Source organism: Phyllobacterium sp. YR531 (genome assembly GCF_000282595.1).
Lineage (GTDB): Bacteria > Pseudomonadota > Alphaproteobacteria > Rhizobiales > Rhizobiaceae > Phyllobacterium.
This window is the reverse complement of the sequence record NZ_AKIZ01000023.1, coordinates 92,883-116,942: the sequence shown is the minus strand read 5'-3', so window position 1 is coordinate 116,942 and position 24,060 is coordinate 92,883. Positions and strand designations below refer to the sequence as shown.

At 51.4% G+C, this 24,060-nt stretch carries 26 protein-coding genes; 15 read left to right on the top strand and 11 right to left on the bottom strand.

Going from position 1 to position 24,060, the window contains the following annotated elements:
• Nucleotides 1–8: 8 nt before the first annotated feature.
• The 3 genes from PMI41_RS16690 (at nt 9) to PMI41_RS16680 (ending at nt 985) form a co-directional block, all read left to right on the top strand.
• A complete protein-coding gene (locus PMI41_RS16690; protein WP_008126764.1) occupies nt 9–242 on the top strand; it encodes a hypothetical protein in 234 nt (77 codons plus the stop codon).
• Nucleotides 243–359: 117 nt separating this feature from the next.
• Entirely contained in the window at nt 360–638 is a 279-nt protein-coding gene (locus tag PMI41_RS16685) for a type II toxin-antitoxin system RelE/ParE family toxin (RefSeq protein WP_008126761.1), read from the top strand.
• Nucleotides 639–679: 41 nt separating this feature from the next.
• Complete coding sequence (locus tag PMI41_RS16680; RefSeq protein WP_008126759.1) at nt 680–985, top strand: HigA family addiction module antitoxin; 306 nt, start codon at nt 680–682, stop codon at nt 983–985.
• Between the two features lie 119 nt (nt 986–1,104).
• Here PMI41_RS16680 and PMI41_RS16675 read toward each other — a convergent pair whose 3' ends face one another.
• Both PMI41_RS16675 and PMI41_RS16670 read right to left on the bottom strand, forming a co-directional pair.
• The gene (locus tag PMI41_RS16675) at nt 1,105–1,551 is read right to left on the bottom strand and encodes a DUF4279 domain-containing protein (RefSeq protein ID WP_008126757.1); all 447 of its coding nucleotides are present in this window, start codon (nt 1,549–1,551) and stop codon (nt 1,105–1,107) included.
• A gap of 213 nt (nt 1,552–1,764) precedes the next feature.
• Entirely contained in the window at nt 1,765–3,198 is a 1,434-nt protein-coding gene (locus PMI41_RS16670; RefSeq protein WP_008126755.1) for a PLP-dependent aminotransferase family protein, read from the bottom strand.
• A 92-nt stretch (nt 3,199–3,290) separates the two neighbouring features.
• On the opposite strand from PMI41_RS16670, the gene PMI41_RS16665 reads away from it, so the two are divergent.
• On the top strand, nt 3,291–3,518 hold the full coding sequence (locus PMI41_RS16665) for a DUF1127 domain-containing protein (protein ID WP_008126753.1): 228 nt from the start codon (nt 3,291–3,293) through the stop codon (nt 3,516–3,518).
• 249 nt (nt 3,519–3,767) lie between these two features.
• Here PMI41_RS16665 and purB read toward each other — a convergent pair whose 3' ends face one another.
• The 5 genes from purB to PMI41_RS16640 all read right to left on the bottom strand — a co-directional run bounded on the left by purB (nt 3,768) and on the right by PMI41_RS16640 (nt 8,750).
• On the bottom strand, nt 3,768–5,084 hold the full coding sequence (gene purB / locus PMI41_RS16660; protein ID WP_008126750.1) for an adenylosuccinate lyase: 1,317 nt from the start codon (nt 5,082–5,084) through the stop codon (nt 3,768–3,770).
• Between the two features lie 101 nt (nt 5,085–5,185).
• Nucleotides 5,186–5,923, bottom strand: coding sequence for a DUF2259 domain-containing protein (locus tag PMI41_RS16655; protein ID WP_008126749.1), 738 nt, complete (start codon nt 5,921–5,923; stop codon nt 5,186–5,188).
• Nucleotides 5,923–6,597 carry a ribulose-phosphate 3-epimerase gene (gene rpe, locus PMI41_RS16650; protein WP_008126748.1) on the bottom strand — a complete coding sequence of 225 codons (675 nt, stop codon included), beginning with the start codon at nt 6,595–6,597 and terminating at the stop codon, nt 5,923–5,925. Before rpe ends, PMI41_RS16655 begins: the two co-directional genes overlap by 1 nt.
• 63 nt (nt 6,598–6,660) lie before the next feature.
• Entirely contained in the window at nt 6,661–7,668 is a 1,008-nt protein-coding gene (locus tag PMI41_RS16645; RefSeq protein ID WP_008126745.1) for a P1 family peptidase, read from the bottom strand.
• On the bottom strand, nt 7,668–8,750 hold the full coding sequence (locus PMI41_RS16640) for a branched-chain amino acid ABC transporter substrate-binding protein (RefSeq protein WP_008126744.1): 1,083 nt from the start codon (nt 8,748–8,750) through the stop codon (nt 7,668–7,670). The genes PMI41_RS16645 and PMI41_RS16640 overlap by 1 nt, the downstream gene beginning before the upstream one ends.
• 187 nt (nt 8,751–8,937) lie before the next feature.
• Here PMI41_RS16640 and PMI41_RS16635 point away from each other — a divergent pair, with 187 nt between their 5' ends.
• The 5 genes from PMI41_RS16635 to PMI41_RS16615 all read left to right on the top strand — a co-directional run bounded on the left by PMI41_RS16635 (nt 8,938) and on the right by PMI41_RS16615 (nt 11,853).
• A complete protein-coding gene (locus PMI41_RS16635) occupies nt 8,938–9,393 on the top strand; it encodes a flavin reductase (RefSeq protein WP_244423965.1) in 456 nt (151 codons plus the stop codon).
• A 13-nt stretch (nt 9,394–9,406) separates the two neighbouring features.
• The gene (locus tag PMI41_RS16630) at nt 9,407–9,730 is read left to right on the top strand and encodes an XdhC family protein (RefSeq protein WP_008126740.1); all 324 of its coding nucleotides are present in this window, start codon (nt 9,407–9,409) and stop codon (nt 9,728–9,730) included.
• Between the two features lie 2 nt (nt 9,731–9,732).
• Nucleotides 9,733–10,434: an XdhC family protein gene (locus PMI41_RS16625; RefSeq protein ID WP_040855535.1), complete on the top strand. Its 702-nt coding sequence runs from the start codon at nt 9,733–9,735 to the stop codon at nt 10,432–10,434.
• Entirely contained in the window at nt 10,431–11,309 is an 879-nt protein-coding gene (locus tag PMI41_RS16620; RefSeq protein WP_008126736.1) for an alpha/beta hydrolase, read from the top strand. The genes PMI41_RS16625 and PMI41_RS16620 overlap by 4 nt, the downstream gene beginning before the upstream one ends.
• Nucleotides 11,310–11,424: 115 nt before the next feature.
• Complete coding sequence (locus PMI41_RS16615; protein ID WP_008126734.1) at nt 11,425–11,853, top strand: hypothetical protein; 429 nt, start codon at nt 11,425–11,427, stop codon at nt 11,851–11,853.
• A gap of 30 nt (nt 11,854–11,883) precedes the next feature.
• On the opposite strand, the gene PMI41_RS16610 is transcribed toward PMI41_RS16615, so the two are convergent.
• Entirely contained in the window at nt 11,884–12,810 is a 927-nt protein-coding gene (locus PMI41_RS16610; RefSeq protein ID WP_008126732.1) for a diacylglycerol kinase family protein, read from the bottom strand.
• A gap of 78 nt (nt 12,811–12,888) precedes the next feature.
• The gene (locus PMI41_RS16605; RefSeq protein ID WP_008126730.1) at nt 12,889–14,187 is read right to left on the bottom strand and encodes a glucoamylase family protein; all 1,299 of its coding nucleotides are present in this window, start codon (nt 14,185–14,187) and stop codon (nt 12,889–12,891) included.
• A gap of 124 nt (nt 14,188–14,311) precedes the next feature.
• Between PMI41_RS16605 and PMI41_RS16600 the strand changes: the two genes are divergently transcribed.
• The 4 genes from PMI41_RS16600 to PMI41_RS16585 all read left to right on the top strand — a co-directional run bounded on the left by PMI41_RS16600 (nt 14,312) and on the right by PMI41_RS16585 (nt 19,931).
• Nucleotides 14,312–15,004 (top strand): fumarylacetoacetate hydrolase family protein, encoded by a 693-nt coding sequence (locus tag PMI41_RS16600; RefSeq protein WP_008126728.1) that lies wholly within the window; start codon nt 14,312–14,314, stop codon nt 15,002–15,004.
• Nucleotides 15,005–15,252: 248 nt separating this feature from the next.
• A complete protein-coding gene (locus tag PMI41_RS16595) occupies nt 15,253–15,732 on the top strand; it encodes a hypothetical protein (protein ID WP_008126726.1) in 480 nt (159 codons plus the stop codon).
• 195 nt (nt 15,733–15,927) lie between these two features.
• Entirely contained in the window at nt 15,928–18,552 is a 2,625-nt protein-coding gene (gene mprF / locus PMI41_RS16590; RefSeq protein ID WP_008126723.1) for a bifunctional lysylphosphatidylglycerol flippase/synthetase MprF, read from the top strand.
• On the top strand, nt 18,549–19,931 hold the full coding sequence (locus tag PMI41_RS16585) for an AcvB/VirJ family lysyl-phosphatidylglycerol hydrolase (protein WP_008126721.1): 1,383 nt from the start codon (nt 18,549–18,551) through the stop codon (nt 19,929–19,931). Before mprF ends, PMI41_RS16585 begins: the two co-directional genes overlap by 4 nt.
• Nucleotides 19,932–19,933: 2 nt before the next feature.
• Here the strand turns inward: PMI41_RS16585 and PMI41_RS16580 are convergent, their stop codons facing one another.
• Nucleotides 19,934–20,902, bottom strand: a complete 969-nt coding sequence (locus PMI41_RS16580) for a bile acid:sodium symporter family protein (RefSeq protein WP_008126719.1) — start codon at nt 20,900–20,902, stop codon at nt 19,934–19,936.
• Nucleotides 20,903–21,010: 108 nt separating this feature from the next.
• Here PMI41_RS16580 and PMI41_RS16575 point away from each other — a divergent pair, with 108 nt between their 5' ends.
• Nucleotides 21,011–21,604, top strand: coding sequence for a DUF1349 domain-containing protein (locus PMI41_RS16575; protein ID WP_008126717.1), 594 nt, complete (start codon nt 21,011–21,013; stop codon nt 21,602–21,604).
• Here the strand turns inward: PMI41_RS16575 and PMI41_RS16570 are convergent.
• A complete protein-coding gene (locus PMI41_RS16570; protein WP_052025923.1) occupies nt 21,590–22,294 on the bottom strand; it encodes a GntR family transcriptional regulator in 705 nt (234 codons plus the stop codon). The genes PMI41_RS16575 and PMI41_RS16570 overlap by 15 nt on opposite strands.
• 133 nt (nt 22,295–22,427) lie before the next feature.
• Between PMI41_RS16570 and PMI41_RS16565 the strand changes: the two genes are divergently transcribed.
• Nucleotides 22,428–23,984, top strand: coding sequence for a sugar ABC transporter ATP-binding protein (locus PMI41_RS16565; protein WP_008126715.1), 1,557 nt, complete (start codon nt 22,428–22,430; stop codon nt 23,982–23,984).
• Nucleotides 23,985–24,060 lie beyond the last annotated feature (76 nt).

The window sequence follows — 24,060 nt, the reverse complement described above, 5'->3', positions numbered from 1 at the left end:
AGGTTGCAATGAACGTAAGCAAATGGATTCGGCAGCTGCATCGCTGGCTATCGATCATCTTTACTGTGACCGTCTTAGCCAATTTCGCCATTTTGGGAATGAATGAAAGTGAACGCCCTATGTGGGTGGTCTACTCGCCACTCATCCCGCTATTTTTACTGTTATTCAGCGGTCTGTACATGTTTGCTTTGCCGTATGTCATCAGGCGGCGCGGCGGGCAGAGCGTCAGCGTAAAGAGGTAAGGTGAGCAGGCGAGGTTGTCTCAATTTCGCCCGTTCCGTCATATTCCCACGGGGATGTGTGTAAGTTATTCGCTTACATTCTGTTGACTTTTGTAAGCTGATGGCTTACACAATGTCATGATCAAGACATTCAAGCACAAGGCGCTCGCGGACCTGTTTCAAACAGGAAAAGCGACCAAAATTGACGCCAAAATGCACAAGCGCATTCTTGTTCGTTTGGATCGCCTTGATAATGCAGAGAAGCCAGAGGACATGAGCCTTCCGGGTTTTGACTTCCATCCGTTAAAGGGCTTCAACCCAACCCGCTTTACAGTCCATGTGAATGGACCATGGTGCATTACATTCGAGTTCGATGGAAAGGATGCAACAAAGGTCGATTTTGAACAATACCACTGAACTGTCGGGCAATGCGCCCCACAACCGTCAAGGATAGTATTATGAATTACGAAGTTAACCGCCCCTTGGCACGATGCCCGTCCCATCCCGGCGCGTTGCTTGAAGATATCATTCCCGCCACTGGCAAGACGAAAGTCGAAATCGCCAGCATGCTTGGTATCTCCCGTCAGCAGCTTTACGATATTATTGGCGAGCGGAAGCCGGTTTCCCCGTCGGTTGCTGCACGCCTCGGCAAGATGTTTGGCGACGGTGCTGCGATCTGGCTGCGCATGCAGGCAGGGTATGATGCTTGGCATGCCGAACGCGAGACGGATTTGAGCAAGGTTCCAACGCTGAAAGTGGCGTGACCTTGCTAGCCGCTGATCTGCTTGAGGTGATTTCTTGAATAGCTCTGCCTTGGGGTAGCCGGTGATCTGGCGAGAGAAAACCTGCCGCAAGCGCATCAATATGCGGGGGATGATATTCTTCAGTTAAACTCGTGTGGCAAAGGAGCGATGTGATCAGTTCGCTCTGGACCGTATATATCGAGCTCTAAGGCGATGCCTCGTGATCCTAACGCGAGAAGCGTTTCTGGGTTCAGTCCTAAGCCCTCATTCCCCTCCAGCATGAAAGCGCCACAAAAAACTTCTGTTCGGAAGCGCTTTGTCAACAATTGCCAGACAGATAAATTTTGAGGGAGAGGTTCGAGAAGTTCGGCAATCTGAGCATCCAAATTAGCAGGTGAACTGCGATCAACTTTTCGGCTCCATATTCCGGTTCTTGAGACTACTTTTTGACCGTTTGGGCGCTCTTCTACATCACCTTTGTTCATAGCTCGATGGGGAGCTACTTCCAGCAATGAAGTTATTTCTTCCACGTTCAGGTCTTCGCCTATTATCCTCAGCGAAGCTGCTGTAAATCTTACTTCTACCATTCACTATACCCCGATGACCTGACCGAGTTTCAGACAAATGGGATGAAAGTAAAGGACCCGGCTTAATAGAATTTTGTGAATAGCTTTCCATGCGGGAAGCCGTGAAGCTCTTCCCATACACATGGCGAGCATTCCTATCCAAAGGACCGACAGTTTGAGGAAATCGGAGGGCCGCTCTGTATGACAGCAGCGCGACTGGCCATGCTTCCAACCTCACGAATAACTATCGTAACTTGCGTTGCTGGTTTCCATTAGGCGGCGGATAATCGAGAAGCCTTGGCGCAATTCTTCCCGTGTTGCTGGCACTGTCACACCAAGCCGGACGCGGTGGAACGCTTTCTCCGTGCGGCCCGGCTTAAACTCATCTTCGTCGTCGATCAGAACACCCTCATTAAGGGCGGCATTCTTGAATGTGGCTGAAAGCCATGGATCGGGCAGTTTTACCCACAGGAAGGTTGCAAGCGGTTGCGAATTGAAATCCATGCCGGCAAATATTTCCTGCGCAATGGCTTCCCGGTCGCGGACCTCGGCGCAGACCTTGCTGCGGATTGCGTCTGCTTCTCCGGAATTCACCAGTTGCGCACCCAGCTCCGCCATCATGAATGGCATGCCGCCCGTGACCATCTTGTGTGCCGTATAAACCCGTGTGGCCAGATGCGGAGGGCAGGCGACCCAGCCGCCGCGAACGCCGGCCGCCACCGATTTTGACAGGCCGCCAATGTGGAATGTGCGCTCGGGTGCCAGTGCCGCGATGGCGATATGCTTATTCTGCATGATCGAGCCATATATCTCGTCTTCAATGATCCAGACATTATAGCGCCGCGCAATATCAACGATTGCCCGGCGGTTTTCCTCCGGCATGGTTGTTGCCGTGGGGTTATGCAGCGAGGGCATGAGAAATACGAGTTTGGGATGCTGCTGGGCGCAGAGACGTTCAAAATCATCCGGTGTCGCAAAGCCCGCCTGTGTATGCATGATTATACTGCGGCGACCCATAAGATTGACGCTGCGTGCGGCAGAACAATAGGTCAGGTCTTCAAACGCGATCCTGTCGCCCGGAGCAGTCACCGCAGCAATGATTGCGAGAATTGCCGAGTGTGCGCCAAGTGTCGGGACAATGGAGGCAAGGTCTGGCTTCCAACCTGCCGATGAAAGCCATCTGCTTCCGGCCTCAAGCCAGCTTTGGGGTAGGGTGCGGGAATAGCTGGATATTTCGCGCGGGTACTGTTTCAAAATACCTTGCAGCAATCGTTCCATCGGTTCGGACTGGCCGACATCAATAGCCGCCGTCGAGTCCAGACGTATATTGCCAGGCTCGATGATTGCGCCCCGGGTTCCGCCAAATGGTGTTGATGTGCTCGAACGTTCAACCAGCGGCACATCCTTGTGACTGGTCACATAAGTTCCACGCCCTACTTCGCCGGTAACCAGCCCGCGCTCGCGAATAAGATTATAGGCGCGACCCACTGTTCCAATGGTGACGCCGATATCGAAGGCGAGATTGCGTTGCGGCGGCAGCTTTGTGCCGGGCGGCAATATGCCTTGCGCTATGTCGGATTCGATCCGGTTTGCGAGCCGCATATAGAGCGGACCGCGCCGTTCTTGGGGTTCAATGTCATTTTCGAGGTTGGGAAGCCAATTTGTCATGGTGACAATGAATATATTGCGATTCAAATAGAGTCAATTCATTAGAATACCCGTACAATGTTTGAGTCAATCCAGACTTGAGGAGTTTTAGTATGAGTACAATTGATACAATCAAATCTTCTTGCGGCTCTCGGGGAGTCGTAGAGGAATATCGCGCTACGCCTTCAACACTGATGGTCGTTTTCAACTGGCTGGTCTCGGCTTTGGCGAAAAGACGCAGCCGAATTCACCTCAGCGAACTGAGCGATGATCAGCTTCGGGATATTGGTATATCGAAGGGCGAAGCTCGCCAGGAAGTTGAGCGGCGGTTTTGGGACTGAATCGATGGTGGTATCGCCGACGATTCAACGTTCCAAAAATACACGGCCGACCAAAACAGAAAAAAGAGGAATTGAACGAGCGTTCAATTCCTCTTTTGTCGTTTTGGAGCGCTAAAGGCCTTTTTCAGTGCAAAAAGACCATTCTCAAAGCTTCATTTTTAAATTCCACGGCAGCGTTGCGCAGAATTCTCAAATTTTGCGAGCAAAACACTCAAATTTGCTAGTGTTTTTGCAATCAGCAGCTTTAATTTAGTTGTTGCCAGTTGAGCCAAACACGCGTTGGAAAATCGTATTGACGTGTTTGGTGTGATAACCGAGATCGAATTTTTCGCGGAGCACATCCTCAGGCAGCGACGCCCGCACATCAGCATCGGCAAGTAATTCCTCAAGGAAATCAGCACCATGCTCCCAGACCTTCATCGCATTGCGCTGAACGAGGCGGTAAGAGTCTTCGCGAGAAACGCCAGCCTGCGTCAGTGCTAGAAGCACACGCTGCGAGTGGATCAAGCCACGAAATTTATTCATGTTTTTCAACATGTTATCCGGATACACCAGTAGCTTTTCAATCACGCCAACCATGCGGGCCAAGGCGAAATCCAGGGTGATTGTCGCATCCGGGCCGATCATGCGCTCAACCGATGAGTGTGAGATATCGCGCTCGTGCCACAGAGCGACATTCTCCATGGCCGGCAAAGCAAAGGCGCGAACCATGCGGGCGAGGCCTGTCATGTTTTCTGTCAGAACCGGATTACGCTTGTGCGGCATGGCCGATGAGCCCTTCTGTCCGGGTGAAAAATACTCTTCCGCTTCCAATACTTCCGTGCGTTGCAAATGGCGAATTTCGACCGACAATCGCTCAACCGAAGATGCAATTACACCCAAGGTTGCAAAATACATGGCGTGGCGGTCGCGCGGAATAACCTGCGTCGAAACCGGTTCTGCTTGCATTCCCAATGCCTTGGCAACGTGCTCCTCAACGCGTGGGTCGATATTTGCGAATGTGCCTACCGCGCCGGAAATGGCACAGGTTGCAATCTCTTCACGTGCAGCGACCAGTCTGCTGCGGCATCTTTCGAATTCCGCATAAGCCTGTGCCAGCTTAACGCCGAAGGTTGTCGGTTCGGCATGGATGCCATGGCTGCGGCCAATGGTGACCGTATCCTTGTGCTCGAATGCCCGTATTTTTAACGCGGCCAGAAGCCGGTCAAGATCATCCAGGAGGATGTCGCTGGCACGCATAAGTTGCACATTGAAGCAGGTGTCGAGAACGTCAGACGAAGTCATTCCCTGATGCACAAAACGAGCATCCGGACCGACGATTTCGGATAAATGTGTAAGGAAAGCAATGACATCGTGTTTCGTTTCGCGCTCGATTTCATCGATGCGATCAATGTCGAATGTCGCTGCGCCACCCTTTTCCCAGATGGTTTTCGCTGCTTCTTTCGGGATGACGCCCAGCTCTGCAAGGGCATCGCAGGCATGTGCCTCAATCTCGAACCAGATGCGGAATTTTGTCTCGGGAGACCAGATTGCAACCATCTCGGGTCGCGAATAGCGCGGGATCATGTGTTTTCCTGTCGGCGGGTGTATATCGGATTTCAGTGCGGTCTATCAGACCAGCGCGCATCACTCAATGCTACTTTCCGGCTGGTCCGGCCCGCTGTGGATTATCGCTGTCTGGTAACGGCCAGCCAGCGATAGTCTGGCCCCTCGAATCCAACGCTGCGAACTGCAATCATGACAGCGATAACCGGCTTTGCATTATCGGGATAGAACGTCTGGACAGCGCCGATACTATAGCCGAGCGGGCACCCTCGACTGGATGGAACTGTCTTGTCTTCATGCAGAAGTTCAGGCTTTGCGTCGGGCTTATCTTCCGTGAGTGTAAGGCGGAAGCCTTTGATTTCGCCCATGTTTTGGCATGTTTCACTCGGCGTGGCAGGCGTTTCCAAAAGCTCGATCTTCAGGTTGGTATCAAGCGCGGGGAAGATTGGTCGCGGATTTACGATCACCTTGAACGGGTCAGCGGAGAGCTCGGTAACCGGGTTTGATGCAACTGTCTGGCCAGCATTGATACGTAACTCGGTATCCGGCAAAGATGTCAGCTCTTCGCTATCCTGACTGACTTTCGTTCGGGCATTTGCAATGGAAGCATTCTCGTCATCTAGCCTTACCCTTACCGGGGTTTTGGCAAGGAACTTGTCGGTCGCCGTGTCGATGTAAAAGCGGTTGGCATATGGAAAACCAGATCCGTCCTGCACGCCATATTCCTCGAAGGCAAATGCACCGCCATCCTTGGAAAACCCAATAATATCAAGCTTTGCAGCATCTCCTGCTTGCGCAATTGCAGGAGCTGCAATCAGTGCAAAAAGCAGACATAAGCCTGATAATGGGCGATATGGCATTACGAACCCTTTTGTATCGCGCTCCGTATAAGATCGATATTAGCTTTGTATTGGGCTTCTGTCCCGCCTTTATAAATGGCTGATCCTGCCACGAGTGCATTGGCGCCTGCGGCGACAGCCAGTGGTGCTGTTTCCGCAGTGATGCCACCATCAACTTCGATATCGATGGGGCGATTGCCGATCATGCCTTTGATTTTTCTTAATTTATCCTGCATTTCGGTGATAAATTTCTGGCCACCGAAACCCGGATTGACCGTCATGACAAGGATGAGGTCGACATTATCGAGAACGTATTCAATTGCGGATTCTGGCGTAGCGGGATTGATCGCAACACCTGCTTTTTTACCCAGAGCACGAATAGCCTGCAGCGAACGATGGAGATGCGGTCCGGCTTCTGCGTGTACAGTGATGATATCCGAACCTGCCTTGGCGAAAGCTTCAATATACGGGTCGCAAGGGGCGATCATCAAATGCGTGTCGAATACCGCATCAGTGAGAGGACGGATCGCTTTGACCACATCGGGACCAAAAGTTATGTTAGGCACGAAATGCCCATCCATCACGTCGATATGAATCCAGTCCGCTCCAGCACTCAAAACGGAAGTTATTTCCGAGCCGAGCTTCGAAAAATCCGAGGCAAGAATGGACGGGGCGATGACGAGCGGACGGCTCATGGTACTCTCCGGATAGCGAAATGATTGGCGCGCACCTATCATGTGCAGCCTTGCCGCACAAGCTTAGCTGAGAGAACCCCAGACGGGGTAAGGATCGTTGTCGGCAGGGGTAGCAGAGTAAACGCCCCGGGCCACAGCACGAGCCATTGTAGAGGCAGCACTGGCACAGAGCTCAACAAATTCACCAATTTCCGGCGCTCTGCCCGCCGTCCCCGTGGCAAGCGCAAAGATCAAGTCGCCGTCGAATGGCGTGTGTGATGGCCATATAGCGCGTGAGAAACCGTCATGAGCCGCGATTGCAAGTCGCTTTGCTTGAGCTTTAGTGAGTACGAGATCGGTTGCGATGACGCCTATCGTAGTATTACCGTTGCGGGCCGCGTCGCTGAATTTCGTGCGGATATCCGCTGCTTCCTCGGGAAGGGGATGAGGCATGCCGAGTCCGCCAAACTCCTCAACCATCTCAAAGGGCGAGGCCCAGAAATGGCGGGTATTTCCCACCGTAACCATCCCCAGTGCATTTACGGCAACAAGGGCACCGATCGTCGTTCCATTGTCCAGCAAAGTTGAGGCGGAGCCTAATCCGCCTTTCAATCCGGCGATGGTTGCACCTGTCCCGGCACCGGTTGTCCCGAGGGCAAAATCCAGCGAAGCCGTATGGACTGCTTCGTAACCCAATTCACGATACGGGGGATAGCGCCCCCAATCCTTGTCGCCGCCATTGAGCATATCAAACAGGATTGCTCCGGGGACGATGGGAATCTTTTGCGTGCCAACTTCAAAGCCCACGCCCATTTCGCGCAACGCCGCCTGCACGCCCGATGCAGCATCCAGCCCGAATGCCGAGCCTCCAGAAAGGACAAGGGCATTGATTGCTTCAACTGTATTATGCGGCTCAAGAAGGTCTGTCTCACGCGTTCCCGGCGCTCCGCCAAGCACCTGTACCGCTGCGGTCGCGGGGGTATCGCAAACTATCACTGTGCAGCCAGACTTTACTTGATCACTTGACGCATTGCCGATCTTGAGACCGCCAACATCCGTGATCAGGTTTCGTGGCCCGGTTTGCCTTGCCATCAATTCGTCTCCGGTACGAATTGTTTTCCATCATATTTTTGCAGACGATAGGTATCGGCAATACGTTCGCCGGCTGCATCGAACTGAACCGGCCCAAGCGCGGTCTCAAATGTGGTCTTGCGGAGCAGTTCGCTGATTGAACCAGCCTGCGATCTTGCGGCGTTCAGCACATCACGCGCAATCTCACCCGCAGCATAGGCCGCGATGGTATAACCTTCCGGCACTTTTCCCGCGAGTTCGACGGCATTTTTTGCGGTACGCGCGCTTTCCAGCGTCTGCGCGGCGCGTGGCGCAATCATGAGCGTGCCTGATGCAAGGTCATTTTCTTTTCCCGAAGCGTTCAGCGCCTCGCTTCCAATAATTGTCAGCGGGTAGTCCAATGCTGTTGCGCTGCGCCCGATGGCAGCAACATCGTCCCGTTCACCGCCAACAAATACCTGTGTGGCACCGGCGCGTTTGAGACGCCCGACAAGCGCATTCTGATTATCGAGTCCGGGGCGGTAAGTGTCGGAAAACACTGGTTTAAGGCCTTTTTCTTCAAGACGCAGGCGAATGCCGGAAGTAAGCTCGCGTCCGAATATTGTCCCGTCATCGATTATGGCAAATGGCGTGGAGCGCCAAAGGTCGGCAAGAATCGTGCTGGTTTCACTGACTTCATTGCGATTTGAAGGAGCCAGCCGGAATACAGGATAGCGCTGATCTGTCCGTAGTTCGGTCAATGTTTGCGACCGTATGGCTGGTGTGATGATCGCTATTCCTTTTTGACCAAGTATGGGCAATGCGGCTTCGAGCGATTCCGTACACAGGAAGCCGATGACGATAAGAGCATCGGATTGAAGCAATTGCTTTGCAGCTTCCGCACCACCTGCAGCCGTACAACTATCATCACGAGTTACTATCGATGCTGCCTGTCCGCTTTTGTCTGACGCGATAGCAATTGCAGCGCCATCCACAAGCTGATTGCCCAGACGTGAAAACGCACCTGAGATTGGCGCGACGACACCAATTTTATCTTCAGCATGTGCGATAGTGCAGAACACCAAGCCCAGAACCAAGGTTGTCGTGCGGATAAGGAGTGTCATCGAAAAAGTGCCGTTTCCTCGTATCTGGTCGCAGGTAACCTGTTTTCGGTAACTGTTTCCTTCACTCAGTGCAATGCGGCCCTATATAAATGATACGTCTTGCGTTAGTGATGCAGAGACAAATGGAAAAAGTACTGTGTTTATCGCCAAAGACCAAAAGATAGAGCCGCTCGCGTTCCGTAATGCGATGAGCCATTTTGCTGAAGCTGTTCACATCCTTACTACTGATGGTCCCGCTGGACGTCGCGGTGTGACGATATCTGCTGTTTGCTCAGTGTCCGACGATCCGGCGACAATGCTTGTCTGTCTTAACCGCAAGCACGAGTTCAACCATCTCTTTGTAGAGAATCAGGTCTTTGCGATTAATACGCTGTCTTTCCGGCAACAGGCGCTTTCAGAAGCATTTTCAGGTAAAGGCGATCTTTCACAAGCGGACAGGTTTGCGCTGGGCAAATGGCACACAGTACAGACCGGTGCACCAGTGCTGATTGATGCGCTGGCAAGCTTTGACTGCCGTATTATTGATACGCATGAAGTGGCGACGCATTATGTTATCTACGGCAAAGTAACTGCCATCAATATGAATAAGCTGGAAAGTTCGCTGGTTTACCTCAACCGCGGTTATCATCGCGTCGGAGAATGAGACTGGAAGAATTATGACCCAACGGCTGGCTGATCCACTAATGATTGCAGAAAGCTGGATGAGAGATGGTCGTGACGTTGCAATCGCCACTGTCATCGAAACATGGGGATCTTCGCCGCGCCAAGCCGGAAGTCAACTGGTCGTCGATAATGCAGGGAATTTCGAAGGGTCAGTTTCGGGAGGATGCGTAGAGAGTTCAGTTATTGCCGAAGCCGCTGATGTGATCAGGCACGGCGAACCAATTATGCTCGAATTCGGCGTTGCTGATGAGACTGCTTGGAAAGTAGGACTTTCCTGCGGAGGGCGCATCAAGATTTACGTCGAGCGGTTGGGTTGATCGTGGATCCTTATTGCCTGAAAAAACTCAATGAAGAAAGGCGTCAGCGCCGCGCCGTAATCATGTTGACCGATCTTGAAGACGGGCGGGATCGTGTCATCAGGGAAACTGATCCCGTTGCCGGTTCGTTAGGCAATGTTATCAAAAAAGCATTTCTGACAGGGCGGTCCGGCGTTGCGGAAGTTGAAGGTCGCTCCTTCTTTCTCAATGTTTATCTGCCGTCGCCTCGGCTTGTTGTTATTGGTGCTGTTCATATCAGCGAAGCGCTGGCACCAATGGCAAAGATTGCCGGCTTTGAGATGGAAATCATTGATCCGCGGACTGCATTTGCAACGCGGGAACGTTTCCCCGATGTGAACGTCTATGCTGATTGGCCGGATGGCGTTTTGCAGGAGCGTCCACTGGATGCCTATTGTGCGCTGGCAGTTCTGTCCCACGATCCCAAAATAGATGATCCCGCCTTGGCGGCTGCGCTGAATGCGGGGTGTTTTTACATTGGAGCACTTGGTAGCCGCACAACTCACGCAAAACGTGTTGAACGGCTAAAATTGCTGGGGTTTAACAAAGACCAGACGGATTCAATCAATGCCCCGATAGGTTTGGATATTGGTGCCGTCGGCCCGCAGGAAATTGCAGTTGCGATCATTGGCGGTATCATCAAATCCTTCCGTTCCCGTGATAATCTACACAAGGATATGAATTGAAGAAGCTCGGTATTCTTGCGGCACTGGTGTTTATCTCGTGCGCGGGTGCAGCGTCGGCTGCCCAGCTGGAGCCTTACAAGGATAGCCTGTTTGCCTATCCTGATATTATCAAAACCGGAGATGATGGGGACTATGTTGTCGTTAATTACAATGAACTGCGCGACATTAACGCCCGAGATCAAATTCCCGAACGTCGTGTAAAACAAGCCTATGTATCAATGCAGCCCAAGCGCTCACAAAAAGACCTGATTGTTACAACCGATGCCGGAGCTTTGAAAGTCATGGCTGTTGGCAATCTTGATGGAGGAGCCTCAGTCATTACGCTCTATCTTCACGGGCAGGGCGGTAGCCGCCAGCAGGGTATGAACGACTATACATTTGGCGGGAATTTCAATCGTCTCAAAAACTTGATGGACAAGAATAACGGACTTTACCTGTCTCCAGATTTCACTGATTTCGAAGCGAAGGGTACAGGCGAGGTTTCGGGTTTGATCAGCTATTTCAAAGCTAAATCACCTAAAGCGAAGCTGTTTGTTGCTTGCGGTTCCATGGGTGGGCAGTTGTGCTGGCGATTGGGCAATGATGCAACGATCTCAAAAAATATATCCGGCCTGATTTTGCTTGGTTCCTTATGGGACGATAAATTCACCAGCTCTTCAGCATTCAAACGCCGGATGCCGGTTTTCTTTGGGCACGGGAGTCGTGATCCGGTGTTTCCAATAAGCAACCAGGAGGGTTTTTATCAGAAACTTCGAGCGCAGACTCCGGGTTATCCTGTTAAGTTTCACCGTTTCGAGAGTGGTAATCACGGCACACCCATCCGGATGACCGACTGGCGACTGGTATTGAATTGGATGCTTTCCGTCACGAGCTGAGGGATGTTGCAATAAAGTCCCATTGTGGCAGTTGTGCCACTCGACAATTGTTAAAAAGCGAATAGTTTCCGGCCTTATACTATCATCCTTCGAGACGATCTTTGCGGAGAGAGCTATGCGCCTGCCCACCATTATTCTTTGCCGAATTGCCCCACTGGCAGTTCTTATCCCATTGGCAGCGTGTTCCACCACGGACGAGCCGAATATGCGGCCATCTATCATGCCAACATTTGCCCCTGTCCGCCCGCCGGTTGATGCTGCACTTGCGGATCCCTGCATTTCTGCAGCCGCATCAAAGTATTACCTGACTGAAAATCATATCACTGCGATTGACGCTGAACCAATTGGTGGCGGCATAAATCAGGTGCGGTTGAAGGCGGATATTCGTGATGCAATGTGTACTGTTACCGACAAGGGCAAAGTGCGCTCGGTAGTCGATACAATGCCTAAAAGCGCCGATCAGGTTGCAGCTGAAGAAGCCGCAGCGGCAAAGAAGGCGGCTGGACAGCCTGCGGCCGAGCCAAAGCCAAAAAAGAAGAGCTGATCGGACTTTGACAGTAAGCAAAGGGCGGCATTAGTCGTCCTTTTCTTGTTCCTGCTTCTCTCTCGGCGGAACCAGCACCTTTAATTCACCGGCATGTATTGCGATTTTGACGTCCTTGGGCAGTTTGATCAATTCACCATCAATAGTCGCCTTGGCGCTTTTTCTCAGGTGAGGGAAATGCAGCTGGACTTCTTCGGCCAATACTTCCTCAACATCCCTATTTCGGCGCCAGGAGCCTGTTATAACAGTTAGCGCAAGCTTCATCAGCGTACCGGATGTCAGGCTGCCAGCTATATATATTCCCAGCTTTCCCGTATTGACGCTCTCAGGCACCGGCAGCATCGTTTGGCCGTAGGGATTGTTGGCTATTGAAATAGCCGATACTGTTCGCTCGGTCGGGCTTCCATCGATTGTCATTCTCACGGTGAAACTGGGTGGCTTAGCCATTGCTTTGAGGAATGCTCGAAAGCTAGCAAGCCTTTTGCCCCAACGCGAGCTAAACTCCAACGTGTTGCGGAATTTGATCATTTGCGGTTGGAAACCGATGGAAAATTGGTGCACAAAACTCTCATCATTGGCGGTTGAAATATCAACAGCCTCAATCTCGCCGCTGGCGAGACTTTCGAGAGCGGCATTGAGTTCCAGAGGGATTTTCAACGCTCGAGCAAAGAGATTCATTGTTCCTGCCGGGAGTACCGCGAGCGGTACTTTTGCCTTCCAGGCAATATCAGCGGCAGCGGAAATAGTCCCATCGCCTCCGCCAGCCATAAGCACGTGTTCGCCTGTCTCTGCAGCGACGTTCTTGAGGGCGGCAACAATGTTCTTTCCTGCTACCACTTCGCTTTCAAATGTATGGCCGTGCCTTTCGAACACATCTTTTGCGGTCTTTGTGAAAAGCTCCATGTCCATTGTACGAAATGTGCCGCCATCGCGGTTAAAAACGGCATGAACTTTCATGACTGGCCCCTGAATTATGCTTGGAAGATGGAAAAGGCATGATTGAAAGTGCTTGATTGCACGAACTGACGCAATGGATCAGAGGTGATTTGGTTCCGAAGCTTTTTCCAGATGGGGGCTGCTAAATCCCAGTTTTGACAACGCGTCTTTTATCTCGGGCGCGCTCATGAACAGGTTCCAGATCAGGCCGCTGCGATAATTTTCTATCATCGCAACAATCGGCCCCTGATCAATTGCAAGATAGGTTCGGGCAAACCATCCACTAGCTGGAGAGAAGGCATCCACAAAGCCGAACCTGCCTGCGATTTTTCGTTTTGGCATCTTCATGAAGTGGCGCAGCGCCTGCATGGATTCTACCGGCGTATAGGGCATGCTGCTCAGGGCAGCAGTGGGGGCAATCAAGCCAAAATCGGATGTTGGTGAGCTGACCACATAACCGTTGGGGCCATGGCTTGAAGTCAATCCCCAGCAGTCAGGGCCATACCCGGCATAATTGTTAGGATTGTGGACGCTGTGCAGATAATTTATGCGGCTATGATTTTGATTTTGCTGCCAATAGTCCGCATAGCGATCAATCAGCGCTCTTGGGTCCAGCCCGCAAAATGAATAATGCGCAAAGAATAGCGGGCCACCATATTCTATCCCTAATGGTAATTTTATACCGTAATAGTCGCCACCATTAAGGAAGGCGCCATTTCGTGCAAATCCATCGTGATAGGTGTCTGCTGCTATACCATGTTCTTCGGAGGTGGTTGCCAGAATGTAAGTGATGAGCGCTTCATTCCAGCCCTGGATAGGTACGTTTCGGGCAAAACGATATTTTGGGCTGCGGTGCCAATAAAGAACATTTTCGCCTGGCTTGATATGACTGTTCCATTGCACGGCTCTACAGATATGATTGATCCGCTCGCGTAGCGTACGATCTTGCGCACTAAAGCTGTCAAAATACTGCCTGACACAGATAAGCCCCTGAATCAGAAATGAGGTCTCGACCAGATCGCCCCCGTCATCCAATTTCGAAAAAGGAATCGTCGATCCATCCGCACCATGGATAAAATGCGGGAATACGCCATGATAGCGTTTTGTACGCTCCAAAGCCGACAGCATTAAATTTATACGCTCACGAGCGCTTTTTTGCGTAACCCAGTTGCGCTCAAGCGCAACCAAAATTGCCATGAATGCAAAGCCTGATCCGCCAATTGCTACAAGGTCATTGTCAGGATCGGTGGTTCGTCCCGATCTGTCACGGGCCAACCCACTTTCGGGGTGTGCTCCTTCCCAGAAATAGGAGAAACTTGCACGCTGTATGTGCTCTAGCAGAACGTCATCGTCACCTTGCGCGACTTCCGGGGGCGTCAGGTCAAATCTCAAATGCATTACAGATGAAAGTCCCACTGCGACTTGTTGTTAGGCTGATGATCATTGTCTGACCTCGATAGCATGTAGTATGGATGATCCAGTTGAAAAGGCCCCAGCGGTCAATAAGCGGTGAATAATAATCATGCACGATCAGTATGTTTTCGAACCAGCCCCTCAACCGGGACTGGAAATTTCCGGTTCGGACAAGCTTTTCCCGGTTCATCGTATTTATTGCGTTGGCCGCAATTACGCTGACCACGCTATTGAAATGGGACATGATCCGAATCGCGAGCCGCCCTTTTTCTTTCAGAAAAACCCCGACTCACTTGTTAAGCAGGGGCAGGACTTTCCCTATCCTTCAGCCACAAACGATGTTCATTTTGAAATGGAACTCGTGGTGGCAATCGGGAAGGGCGGCGTTGATATTGGCGTTGATACTGCACTCGACCACGTGTTTGGCTATGCCGTAGGGCTCGACATGACCCGCCGTGATCTTCAAGGAGAAGCAAAAAAGCTTGGCCGTCCTTGGGAAGTAGGCAAGGCGTTTGAATCCTCCGCTCCCTGCTCACCAATTGTTCCCGCCGCCACGATCGGCCATCCCGCTCAAGGAGCGATATGGTTGAAGGTCAATGATGTAGAGCGTCAACGCGGTGATCTTGATCAAATGATTTGGAAAGTGCCCGAGACAATCGCCTATCTATCGACCTTATTTGCTTTAAAGGCTGGTGATCTCATATTTACGGGAACTCCGGCGGGAGTAGGTGCAATCCAGCGCGGTGATAAAATGGTGGGCGGTGTCGATGGAATTGCCGAGATCAGTGTGAAAGTCGTCTGATTTGATCTTAATTTTGCCAACAAAGATGATTGTTCTTGTTGTGAACGAGCTGGCTGGTTGAAATTATTTTTCAGTGCACCTGCCAGATCGCAATGTAAAAAAGCCTTTAAAAACTGATAGGCCGCAAATATTTGTCGACTAACAAAATATATCTGAGCGATCGATGAAGAATTCGTGTGTTGTCTTTGAAAATAAATGCTTTATTTAGTGAGTAGACACAACAAAATCGGCTCGAAAGTTGGCACTTGATGAACTATCAAATACTATTTGGCTCGTATCCTATTCCGCGTTTTGCCGGGATAGCCAGCCATAATTTTGTTGTGATGTGCGACGAAACCGGTAGGCCGCTTTACGAGATAAATGGTGGTGCTGCAAATCAGGATGGCAGTTTTAACTATTGCGCTATCCGGGGTCCGTTGACTGCTGTTGTCACGGATTATGCAAAGCGCGATTTGCGCTATTATCCCGAGTTCTATGTGCGCCCAACCTCAGTGACGTCTCTGCTTCTGGAGGGCAGTTATAGTTCAATAGCAACGCATTGGCGCGCAGCCGTCGACTTGGCGCAGCGAATTCGTCTATCTGATCTTCGGTATTCTTTTTGGTTTCAGAACAGTAATTCTGTCGCTAGCGCGGTAACTGAAGCGATGGAGCTGACGCCGCCATCATCTGCCGTTGGTAGAGTAAAGGCGCCGGGCAGCTATCGGCGGCTAGTGCTAAACGCTGCTTAACGTACAGGTTGCTTGCGCTTCACTTCGAAGCAAAGTCAACGCGGTCCGGCTTACTCCCCCGTTGACAGATTAGTTTGTGTTTTTTCTTATTTTTGGGCGCAATCCCGCCATTATTCGATTGCTAGTGACGCTACCCCAATTTCATGGTGAACTTGGCAGTATTTAGAAACCGTTTTCTGCAAGCCGGTACCTGCAATGACGCCAATTGCTGACAGTGAAAAACAAATCCGTAAAATTGAAGCGCGGGCCGAATCCAGTAATCCCTGGAGCGTAAAAGCAAGGTCTGCTTTATTTGCTTTTCTGGGTATTGCTGTAGCAGGCGTAAGCCTTCTGGTGCTTAGCCATCTTTCCAGTGAAATATATCTTCACGACGTTCGTCAGTCATTGCACCAGATACCCATGAATCTGGTTATTCTGGCATTTGCATTCACCATTGTGAGCTTTGCTGCTGTCGCCATTTATGACGTGGTTGCAGTTGAGACAATTGCCCCAGGTAGAATACCATACCGGATTTCCGCGATGGCTGGCGGGGCCGGTTACGCTATTTCAAATGCGCTCGGGTTCTCACTGCTTACCGGGGGAGCGTTGCGTTATCGGGTCTATGCAGCTGAGGGCATAGACACAGCCGACATTGGCAGGATCATTGGCACATCCTGGATGGCGATCTGGTTTGCATTCATTATTCTTATCGCTGTTGCGCTCGTCATCGATCCCTCGCGAATCCCTTGGATTGTCTCTTTTGGTCCGGTCGTGGATCAAGCAATTGGGGCAGTAATTCTCGCTGGCGTAGCACTGCTGCTCTATTGGCTATCCCGCCGCGAACGCACTCTTCAGTTTGGAAAAATGTCTGTCCGGCTTCCATCAACGCAGGGAGCCGTATTGCAGATTGTTTCGGGCCTTGTTGATGTTGCTGCTGCCGCAGCTACGCTCTACGTTCTGCTTCCTGCTGGGTCAGTGAGCAGTATTCCTGCCTTCGCGCTGGTCTATGTCGTTGCGGTAGCCTTGGGTATTGTCAGCCACGCACCGGGCGGCATAGGTGCTTTTGAAGCGACGATCATTGCTGGCCTTGGACTTGGGCAAAATCCGGATGCGATTGCTGCGCTCGTTGCTTATCGTGCGATCTATACCCTCTTTCCTTTTCTGGTTGCCGTTGCCGGTTTTGCCTTGTCCGAGATACTCAGAAAAAGGCACGTCCTTACTGCATCTACCCAGTCCGCCGTGAGGATGTTCGAGCCACTCATTCCGCCATTGTCTGCGGGCATCGCATTCCTTGGTGGAATCGTTCTGCTGATTTCAACCGTTATCCCCGGCACCCACCATCGGCTTGAGGCGTTGGCGGATATTGTCCCGATGCCCTTTCTTGAAATGTCGCATCTTGGTGCAAGCTTCGTTGGGCTTGCCCTGCTGATAGTAGCGCGGGGGCTGGCACGTCGTCTTTGGCGTGCATGGCTTGTTGCACTCGGGCTTTTCAGTCTTGGTGCCGTATTCGCCCTTATCAAGGGGTTGGCATGGGAAGAAGCGCTCATGCTGACACTGATGGCAGGCATATTGCTGCTTTTTCGCGACTCCTTCTATCGAAAGCCGCTTGGTGAAAGCTTCGCCCTGACATGGGGTTGGCTTGCCAGCGTTGGCACTACAGCATTCGCCATTATCTGGCTTGGCTTCTTCGCCTACCGCCATGTTGAATATGCAAACGAACTTTGGTGGGAGTTCGCATGGGATGCGCAGGCGTCACGGTTTTTGCGTGCGCTGGTTCTGGTTCTGACTTGTCTGGCTGCCGTCACGATTAATACAATTATAAATGGGGTAGGGCGTATCAAACTGCGCGCTCAGCCAATTCCGGAACCTGTGCCTGCACTGGTTGCCCAATCCCCACGTGCTTCTGATGCCTTGGCTTTGCTGGGTGACAAGCGCTTTTTGATCGATAATGCTGGCGGCGGTTTTGTCATGTATGCTCGCTCAGGCGGAAGTCTGGTTTCAATGGGAGAGCCAGTTGGCGTTGACGACAAGACTGTGTCTGAACTTGCCTGGACATTTCGCGGACTGGCTGACCGAACAGGCACGAGAACGGTATTTTATGGCGTTGGTCCAGAACGATTGCCATTGTTTCTCGATATGGGATTAACTGCGTTAAAGCTTGGCGAAGTGGCCCGAGTTGATCTCAGTGAGTTTTCACTTGAAGGTTCCAAGCGGCAACCTTTACGTTATGCGGCCAGGCGTCTTGAGAAAGAGGGGATATCCTTCGAGATTCTTTCCAAAGACAAAACCAGTGAAGTCATGCAGGAGTTGCGCAAGGTTTCCGATGCCTGGTTGGCGATGAAATCAGGATCGGAGAAGCGATTCTCCCTTGGCTCGTTCGAGAATGCCTATCTTGCGAATTTCGATATCGCAGTTTTACGCAAAGAGGGAGCAATAGTTGCTTTTGCAAATCTGTGGCGCGGTGCTGATCTGCAGGAGGTTGCCGTAGATTTGATGCGGCATCTACCAGATGCCTCCAGCGTTATCATGGACGGCCTTTTTGCCAATCTTCTGGTAGCTACCAGGGATGAAGGATATCGCTGGTTCAACCTTGGTGCGGCGCCGCTGTCCGGCCTTTCCGACAGCCATCTCGCGTCGAGATGGAATCGAATTGGCTCATTCATTTATCGCCGTGGTGCTGAATTTTACAGATTTGACGGACTTCGGGCTTTTAAAGATAAATTCGGTCCGAAATGGACGCCTTACTATCTAATATGCCCTCCGGGGCTTGCAACGCCGCGCTCGCTTATAGATGCAACTAATCTGGTGAGCGGAAGTCCCTTCGAGGTTTTCAAACGATGATATTTTTACGTAACCGCTATGTATTGATTGTGGCGGCCCTTCTGATCGTTAGCGTTGTTTTGGCTGCTGGAGTGCACTTCGCGCCGCAATTTGGCTTCCGCGCGCCCGGCGAACCCGTGCTGGTTTCATCAGAGCGCCTCAACAATGTTCCGCTTTTACAGCCATCGGGCAAACCAAAGGCGCTGGCGATCCTTGTTTCGCAGAAGGGTGGCCTTGCCGCAGATGACAACAGTTTGGCTGAGCTTTTGCTGGATCGGGATTTTCTGGTTCTCACAGTCGATCTGGAGAAATGGCGAAAAGAACTCAATCAGGATACGGGCGATTGCACTTATTTTGTTTCGGACTTTGAGGGAATTGCCAAGGAGGCGCAGCGCATGATCGCCGTTGATGTTTATATGCATCCTGTCATCATTGGTATCGGTGAGGGCGGTGTAATGGCCTACGCGTCGGTCGCCGATACGCCTGCGGCTACCATCGCGGGTGCCGTAATTGTAGACCCGTCCGTTGCCTTGGATACAAAGCTGCCATCATGTGAGGGAGCTGATTATGAAGCGGTTCCCGGACAAGGATTCAGTTATTCCTATGATGCGGATTTGCCAAATCCCGCAACAATAATTCGTGAAAAACCTGACACTGATCCGAAGGGGCCTCCGAGTGCAGGATTTTTCCTGGCGCAGGAAAAAATCGGAGACACCAAAGCGGGAAGGTTGGAGCTCGCAGCCGATGCAGCGGTGGATATCGCCAAGGAAGACGCTACGGCAGAAGCCTTGCCGGTCATAGATATTCCATCAACCAATGGTCCGGCAAAATATGTTGCTCTGTTCTTTTCAGGTGACGGTGGATGGCGCGATATTGATAAATCGGTAGGCGACATCATTTCCAAGGAGTCCACCCATGTCGTTGGGGTGGATTCGCTGCGGTATTATTGGTCTTTGCGCAAGCCCGAGGGTATCGCCAAAGACATCCAGAGAATCGTCGCCAAAGCCGATCCGAGCGGGAAATTGCCTGTGCTTTTGCTCGGCTATTCCTTCGGCGCAAATACCGTGCCCTTTGCATGGCCATATCTTCCCAAGCAGCTTCAGGATCGTATCAGCCTCGTCGGACTGATAGGGACTGAAAAGACCACTCCATTTCAAGTCTCAGTTGGTGCCTGGCTAGGATTGGGAGGGGATAATGAAGTCGCGCCCGCCGTGGTTAAAATACCCGCGAGCAAAGTGCTTTGCGTTTATGGCTCCGAGGAGGACGATACGGCTTGTACGGATACTTCATTGAGTGCCGTGGAGAAAATCGAGCTTCCGGGTGATCATCATTATGACGAGAAGTATGAGCTTCTCGCCACCAAATTGATGGAAGCGGTGACGGCCCGACAACCAAAATAAGGTCAGGCGATCCTGTTCGCCTTGTCGGCATAACGCTGCGCAATTACGGCGCATGCCATCAGCTGAATTTGATGAAACAGCATTAATGGCAGCATGATGCCGCCTATGCTCTGTCCTGCGAACAGGACGGTTGCAATGGGGACGCCGCTTGCCAGACTTTTCTTTGATCCGCAAAAGGTGATTGCGATCTCGTCTTCCCTTGAAAAGCCAGCCCAGTGGCTGCCGAACATTGTTACCGCAAGAACAATCGCCAATAAGACTATATCGATCACAATGAGTATTGCGAGATCGCTGATCGAGATCGTGCGCCATAGTCCTTCGGTGACGGATTCGCTGAAAGCCAGATAAACGACCATCAGGATTGATCCGCGATCAATCGGCATCAGAAGTTTTTTCTTGCTGCGAAGAAAGTTGCCAATCCATGGCTGCAGTATCTGGCCAAGTACGAACGGTGCCAGCAGTTGAAGAAGTATCGATTTTAGTGCGTCCAGCGAAAATCCGGCGTGCCCCTGAGCAGATAACAGAACTCCCGCTAGAATCGGCGTCAAAAACATCCCGAATATATTTGATGCGGTTGCTGCACAAATCGCGGCAGGGACATTCCCGCCAGCGATAGATGTAAACGCAATTGATGATTGGACCGTTGATGGCAGTACGCAGAGGAATAAAACGCCAGCATACAAGGCTGGTGAGAGAATGATGGGTACCAAAAAGCCAATTCCCAAGCCGAGCAGGGGAAAGAGAACGAAGGTGGCTGCCAGGATGGTAAGATGCAGTTTCCAGTGAAGAAAGCCCGCAATGACAACATCGCGTGACAGTCGGGCGCCATGCAGGAAGAACAACAAACCAATGGCAATTTTGGTCGCATAACCGAAATATTCAGCTGCTTCGCCGCTGACTGGCGCAAAAGAAGCTATGATCACTGTGACGACAAGCAGCACTGTGAATGTATCAGGTAAAAAACGTGACATGATTTTTCCAAACCGTGATGGTCTATTAACGCTGCCTGAATCGCACTTCCCAGTGCTAATAACGTCGCACTGACGGCGCGGCAATGACACAGCAGGAGCAGAATGCATATGAGTTCACTATTCAGCTGGTTAAATGAGCCAGCCGTACACACCGGTAACGAGCAGGAACTCAAGCTTGTAACGGATGATCGCACGGATTTCTGGCAGCGCACATTCTACGGGTTCGAGCGTGACAATGGGCATGCTTATCTAGCGCCGGTGTCAGGTGATTTCAGTGCAATTGTTACTATCAGGGGTGAGTACGAGGAACTTTACGATCAAGCTGGGTTATTGCTCCGGATAGACGAGCGGAACTGGATAAAGGCTGGCATAGAATATACGGACGATTTAATGCATTTCAGCGTTGTCGTTACCAATGGAATATCAGATTGGTCTGTTATTCCATTGTACAATACGCTCACCACGGATGAGATAAGCGTAAGGCTTACTCGCCATGGCGATGCTGTCCGCGTGCAATATTCGATAAATGGTGGTGCATGGCAAATGGCAAGACTTGCACCTTTTTCGTCTGCCGACGCAGCTGTCGGCGCGATGGCCTGTTCACCTGAGCGTGCAGGGTTCAAGGCTGGCTTCACTGGCCTCAAGATTGGCCCCGCGATTTCCCGCAATCTGCATGATGACGAGGCTTCAGCTTCCGAATAATTCCGGTCTTTTTTCCCGAAGTTGAAGAAGCATGATACCCATTTTCGAGATATGATCCTCCATTGTTTTTGCCGCGAGATCGGGGTTACGCATTGTGATAGCCGAGATAATGGCTTCGTGTTCAATCAGAGTTTCACTCATCCTTGTTTCGTAATGCAGGAGTAGTCGCCTGACGCGGTCGATCTGGCTGCGTTCTTTGGCAGCAATTTCGCGTAGGCCTACGAACCCGGACGCGTCACAGATCATGTCATGCAGCGCCTCATCCAACTCGTAAAACTGCTCGAAATCCAATATTTCAGCCGCTTTACGTTGATCATCAAGGTTGTCGCGAAGCCGTGCCGCGATTTCTTCTGTACTGTTTATTGCCGCGCGTCGGATGGCAGCGGTTTCAAGTGCAACACGCACGAATTGCGCAGTTTCAATCTTGTCCAACCAAAGCCGCGCTACAAATGTCCCGGCTTGCGGATAGATTTCCACAAGACCTTCACCAGCGAGCCTGCTGATGGCCTCGCTGACCGGTGTTCTGGAGACTCCAAGCTGGTTCGCGACGAGTTCTTTCCGTATTGCTTCCCCGGGGGCAAGCTGCGATGAGATAATTGCTTGTCGGAGTATGCCGTAGACCTGATCTTTACGGGTCGCGGAGACTACTTTTTGTTCCTTGTAGTTTTTGCTCGAGAAGCGTGGTTGCAAGTGTGAAACTCCCCCTGAATTCCAGCTGGCATTAAAGCAATTCAAGTCTTTTGCAAAAGCAATTGACTCTCCTTCTCCAACATCTAACATGTTACACACTAGCTTTAAAAGAATGTTTTGGGAGGAACATTTTTTGGAAAGTTCGAAACCTGTTATTTCTCTGCGTGCCGTCAGTAAGTCTTTTGCTCACGTGATAGCTTTACGGAGCGTTGATCTCGACGTTTACCCGGGTGAAATCCATGCGATCATGGGTGAAAACGGCGCAGGAAAATCAACACTCGTAAAAATTCTGAGTGGTGTGCATCAGCGAAGCGCGGGACATATGGAAGTTCGTGGACGCGAAGTGGACTTTGCTACACCAAAAGAAGCCGAACGCGACGGTATCGCCATCATCCATCAAGAGCTTAATCTCATTCCAAGCTTGAGCGTGTCCGAGAATATTTTTCTCGGGCGCGAACCGCTCAAAGCCGGGCTGTTTATCGACTATAGGGAAATTGAAAACAGAAGTGCCGAGATACTCGCCCGCTTCGGTATAGATATTGATGCGCGGGCCGATGTTGAAACGTTGAGAGTTGGTGAGCAGCAACTGGTGGAAATTGCGCGGGCGCTATCACTCAACGCCGATGTACTCGTCCTTGATGAACCAACATCTGCGCTGTCAGAAGCTGAAGCGCAACGTTTGGCTGGGTTTGTGAGGGCTCTGGCAAAGCAAGGGGTTGCAATACTCTATATCTCGCACCGAATGAGCGAGGTATTTGCCCTAGCAGACAAGATTACTGTTCTGAGAGACGGTAATTTTATTGCTACACGACGCTCAAGTGAAGTCAGCGAGCGCGATGTTATTCGTATGATGGTTGGGCGTGAATTGAAGCCACAGGAAAGCAAAAGTACCGTCTCGGGCAATCCGGTAGCGCTTTCAGTAAGGAATATTGGCCTGCAAAAACCCAATTCGCGCGGGCGAATGCATAAGGTCGTTGATGATGTAAGCTTTGAGGTTCACGCCGGAGAAATATTCGGTATTGGCGGGTTGCTTGGATCGGGTCGGACTGAGGTGCTCGAACTTATATTCGGTGCTCCGATCGGCCAGCGCTCGGGGGCAATTTCGCGCGGTGGAATCTCTTCCAACGTACAATCCCTGACGCCGCGCGTTTCGGTGACGAATGGTATTGCTTTTCTTACAGAGGACAGGAAAGGCAGCGGTCTGCTCATGCAAGCTGACATTCGTTCAAATGCCGTGCTCCCTTCGCTTCCGCAGCTCGCTCCGCTCGGTTGGATAAGCCGTTTGCGTGAAAATGCTGTAACGCGACGTATGATCCAATCGATGCGCGTCCGTTGCCAGGGGCCAGACCAAAAAATTGAAGAATTGAGTGGTGGCAACCAGCAAAAAATTGTCCTTGGCAAATGGCTCGAAACAAGGCCGCGCGTCGTCTTGCTGGACGAGCCCACTCGCGGAATTGATGTGGGTGCAAAAGAGGAGATTTATGATCTGCTAAAGCAACTCGCTGCGACTGGCGTTGCGATTGTGATGGTGAGCTCCGAGTTACCCGAACTCCTGTCTTTGTCGAACCGCATCCTCGTCATGTGCGAGGGCAGGGCGACGGGAATCGTTGGCAGCGAAGAGTTTTCTGAAGAACGCATAATGGAACTCGCCACACCATTGGGTGTACGGCTTCAAGGAGAAGCTGCGTGAGCAAGTTAAGCGAGCAGATCAGTGTATCCTCTGGAGCTTCCGAGCGCCTGAAAACCGTTTTAAAGCATACGAAGCT

Coding starts and splice junctions, on each gene's coding strand:
- PMI41_RS16585 (WP_008126721.1), top strand. CDS start 18,549: ATGATATTTTTACGTAACCGCTATGTATTGATTGTGGCGGCCCTTCTG.
- PMI41_RS16575 (WP_008126717.1), top strand. CDS start 21,011: ATGAGTTCACTATTCAGCTGGTTAAATGAGCCAGCCGTACACACCGGT.
- PMI41_RS16690 (WP_008126764.1), top strand. CDS start 9: ATGAACGTAAGCAAATGGATTCGGCAGCTGCATCGCTGGCTATCGATC.
- PMI41_RS16600 (WP_008126728.1), top strand. CDS start 14,312: ATGCACGATCAGTATGTTTTCGAACCAGCCCCTCAACCGGGACTGGAA.
- PMI41_RS16655 (WP_008126749.1), bottom strand. CDS start 5,923: ATGCCATATCGCCCATTATCAGGCTTATGTCTGCTTTTTGCACTGATT.
- PMI41_RS16615 (WP_008126734.1), top strand. CDS start 11,425: ATGCGCCTGCCCACCATTATTCTTTGCCGAATTGCCCCACTGGCAGTT.
- PMI41_RS16670 (WP_008126755.1), bottom strand. CDS start 3,198: ATGACAAATTGGCTTCCCAACCTCGAAAATGACATTGAACCCCAAGAA.
- PMI41_RS16595 (WP_008126726.1), top strand. CDS start 15,253: ATGAACTATCAAATACTATTTGGCTCGTATCCTATTCCGCGTTTTGCC.
- PMI41_RS16630 (WP_008126740.1), top strand. CDS start 9,407: ATGACCCAACGGCTGGCTGATCCACTAATGATTGCAGAAAGCTGGATG.
- PMI41_RS16635 (WP_244423965.1), top strand. CDS start 8,938: ATGAGCCATTTTGCTGAAGCTGTTCACATCCTTACTACTGATGGTCCC.
- PMI41_RS16680 (WP_008126759.1), top strand. CDS start 680: ATGAATTACGAAGTTAACCGCCCCTTGGCACGATGCCCGTCCCATCCC.
- PMI41_RS16685 (WP_008126761.1), top strand. CDS start 360: ATGATCAAGACATTCAAGCACAAGGCGCTCGCGGACCTGTTTCAAACA.
- PMI41_RS16580 (WP_008126719.1), bottom strand. CDS start 20,902: ATGTCACGTTTTTTACCTGATACATTCACAGTGCTGCTTGTCGTCACA.
- PMI41_RS16605 (WP_008126730.1), bottom strand. CDS start 14,187: ATGCATTTGAGATTTGACCTGACGCCCCCGGAAGTCGCGCAAGGTGAC.
- PMI41_RS16645 (WP_008126745.1), bottom strand. CDS start 7,668: ATGGCAAGGCAAACCGGGCCACGAAACCTGATCACGGATGTTGGCGGT.
- purB (WP_008126750.1), bottom strand. CDS start 5,084: ATGATCCCGCGCTATTCGCGACCCGAGATGGTTGCAATCTGGTCTCCC.
- mprF (WP_008126723.1), top strand. CDS start 15,928: ATGACGCCAATTGCTGACAGTGAAAAACAAATCCGTAAAATTGAAGCG.
- PMI41_RS16610 (WP_008126732.1), bottom strand. CDS start 12,810: ATGAAAGTTCATGCCGTTTTTAACCGCGATGGCGGCACATTTCGTACA.
- PMI41_RS16640 (WP_008126744.1), bottom strand. CDS start 8,750: ATGACACTCCTTATCCGCACGACAACCTTGGTTCTGGGCTTGGTGTTC.
- rpe (WP_008126748.1), bottom strand. CDS start 6,597: ATGAGCCGTCCGCTCGTCATCGCCCCGTCCATTCTTGCCTCGGATTTT.
- PMI41_RS16675 (WP_008126757.1), bottom strand. CDS start 1,551: ATGGTAGAAGTAAGATTTACAGCAGCTTCGCTGAGGATAATAGGCGAA.
- PMI41_RS16665 (WP_008126753.1), top strand. CDS start 3,291: ATGAGTACAATTGATACAATCAAATCTTCTTGCGGCTCTCGGGGAGTC.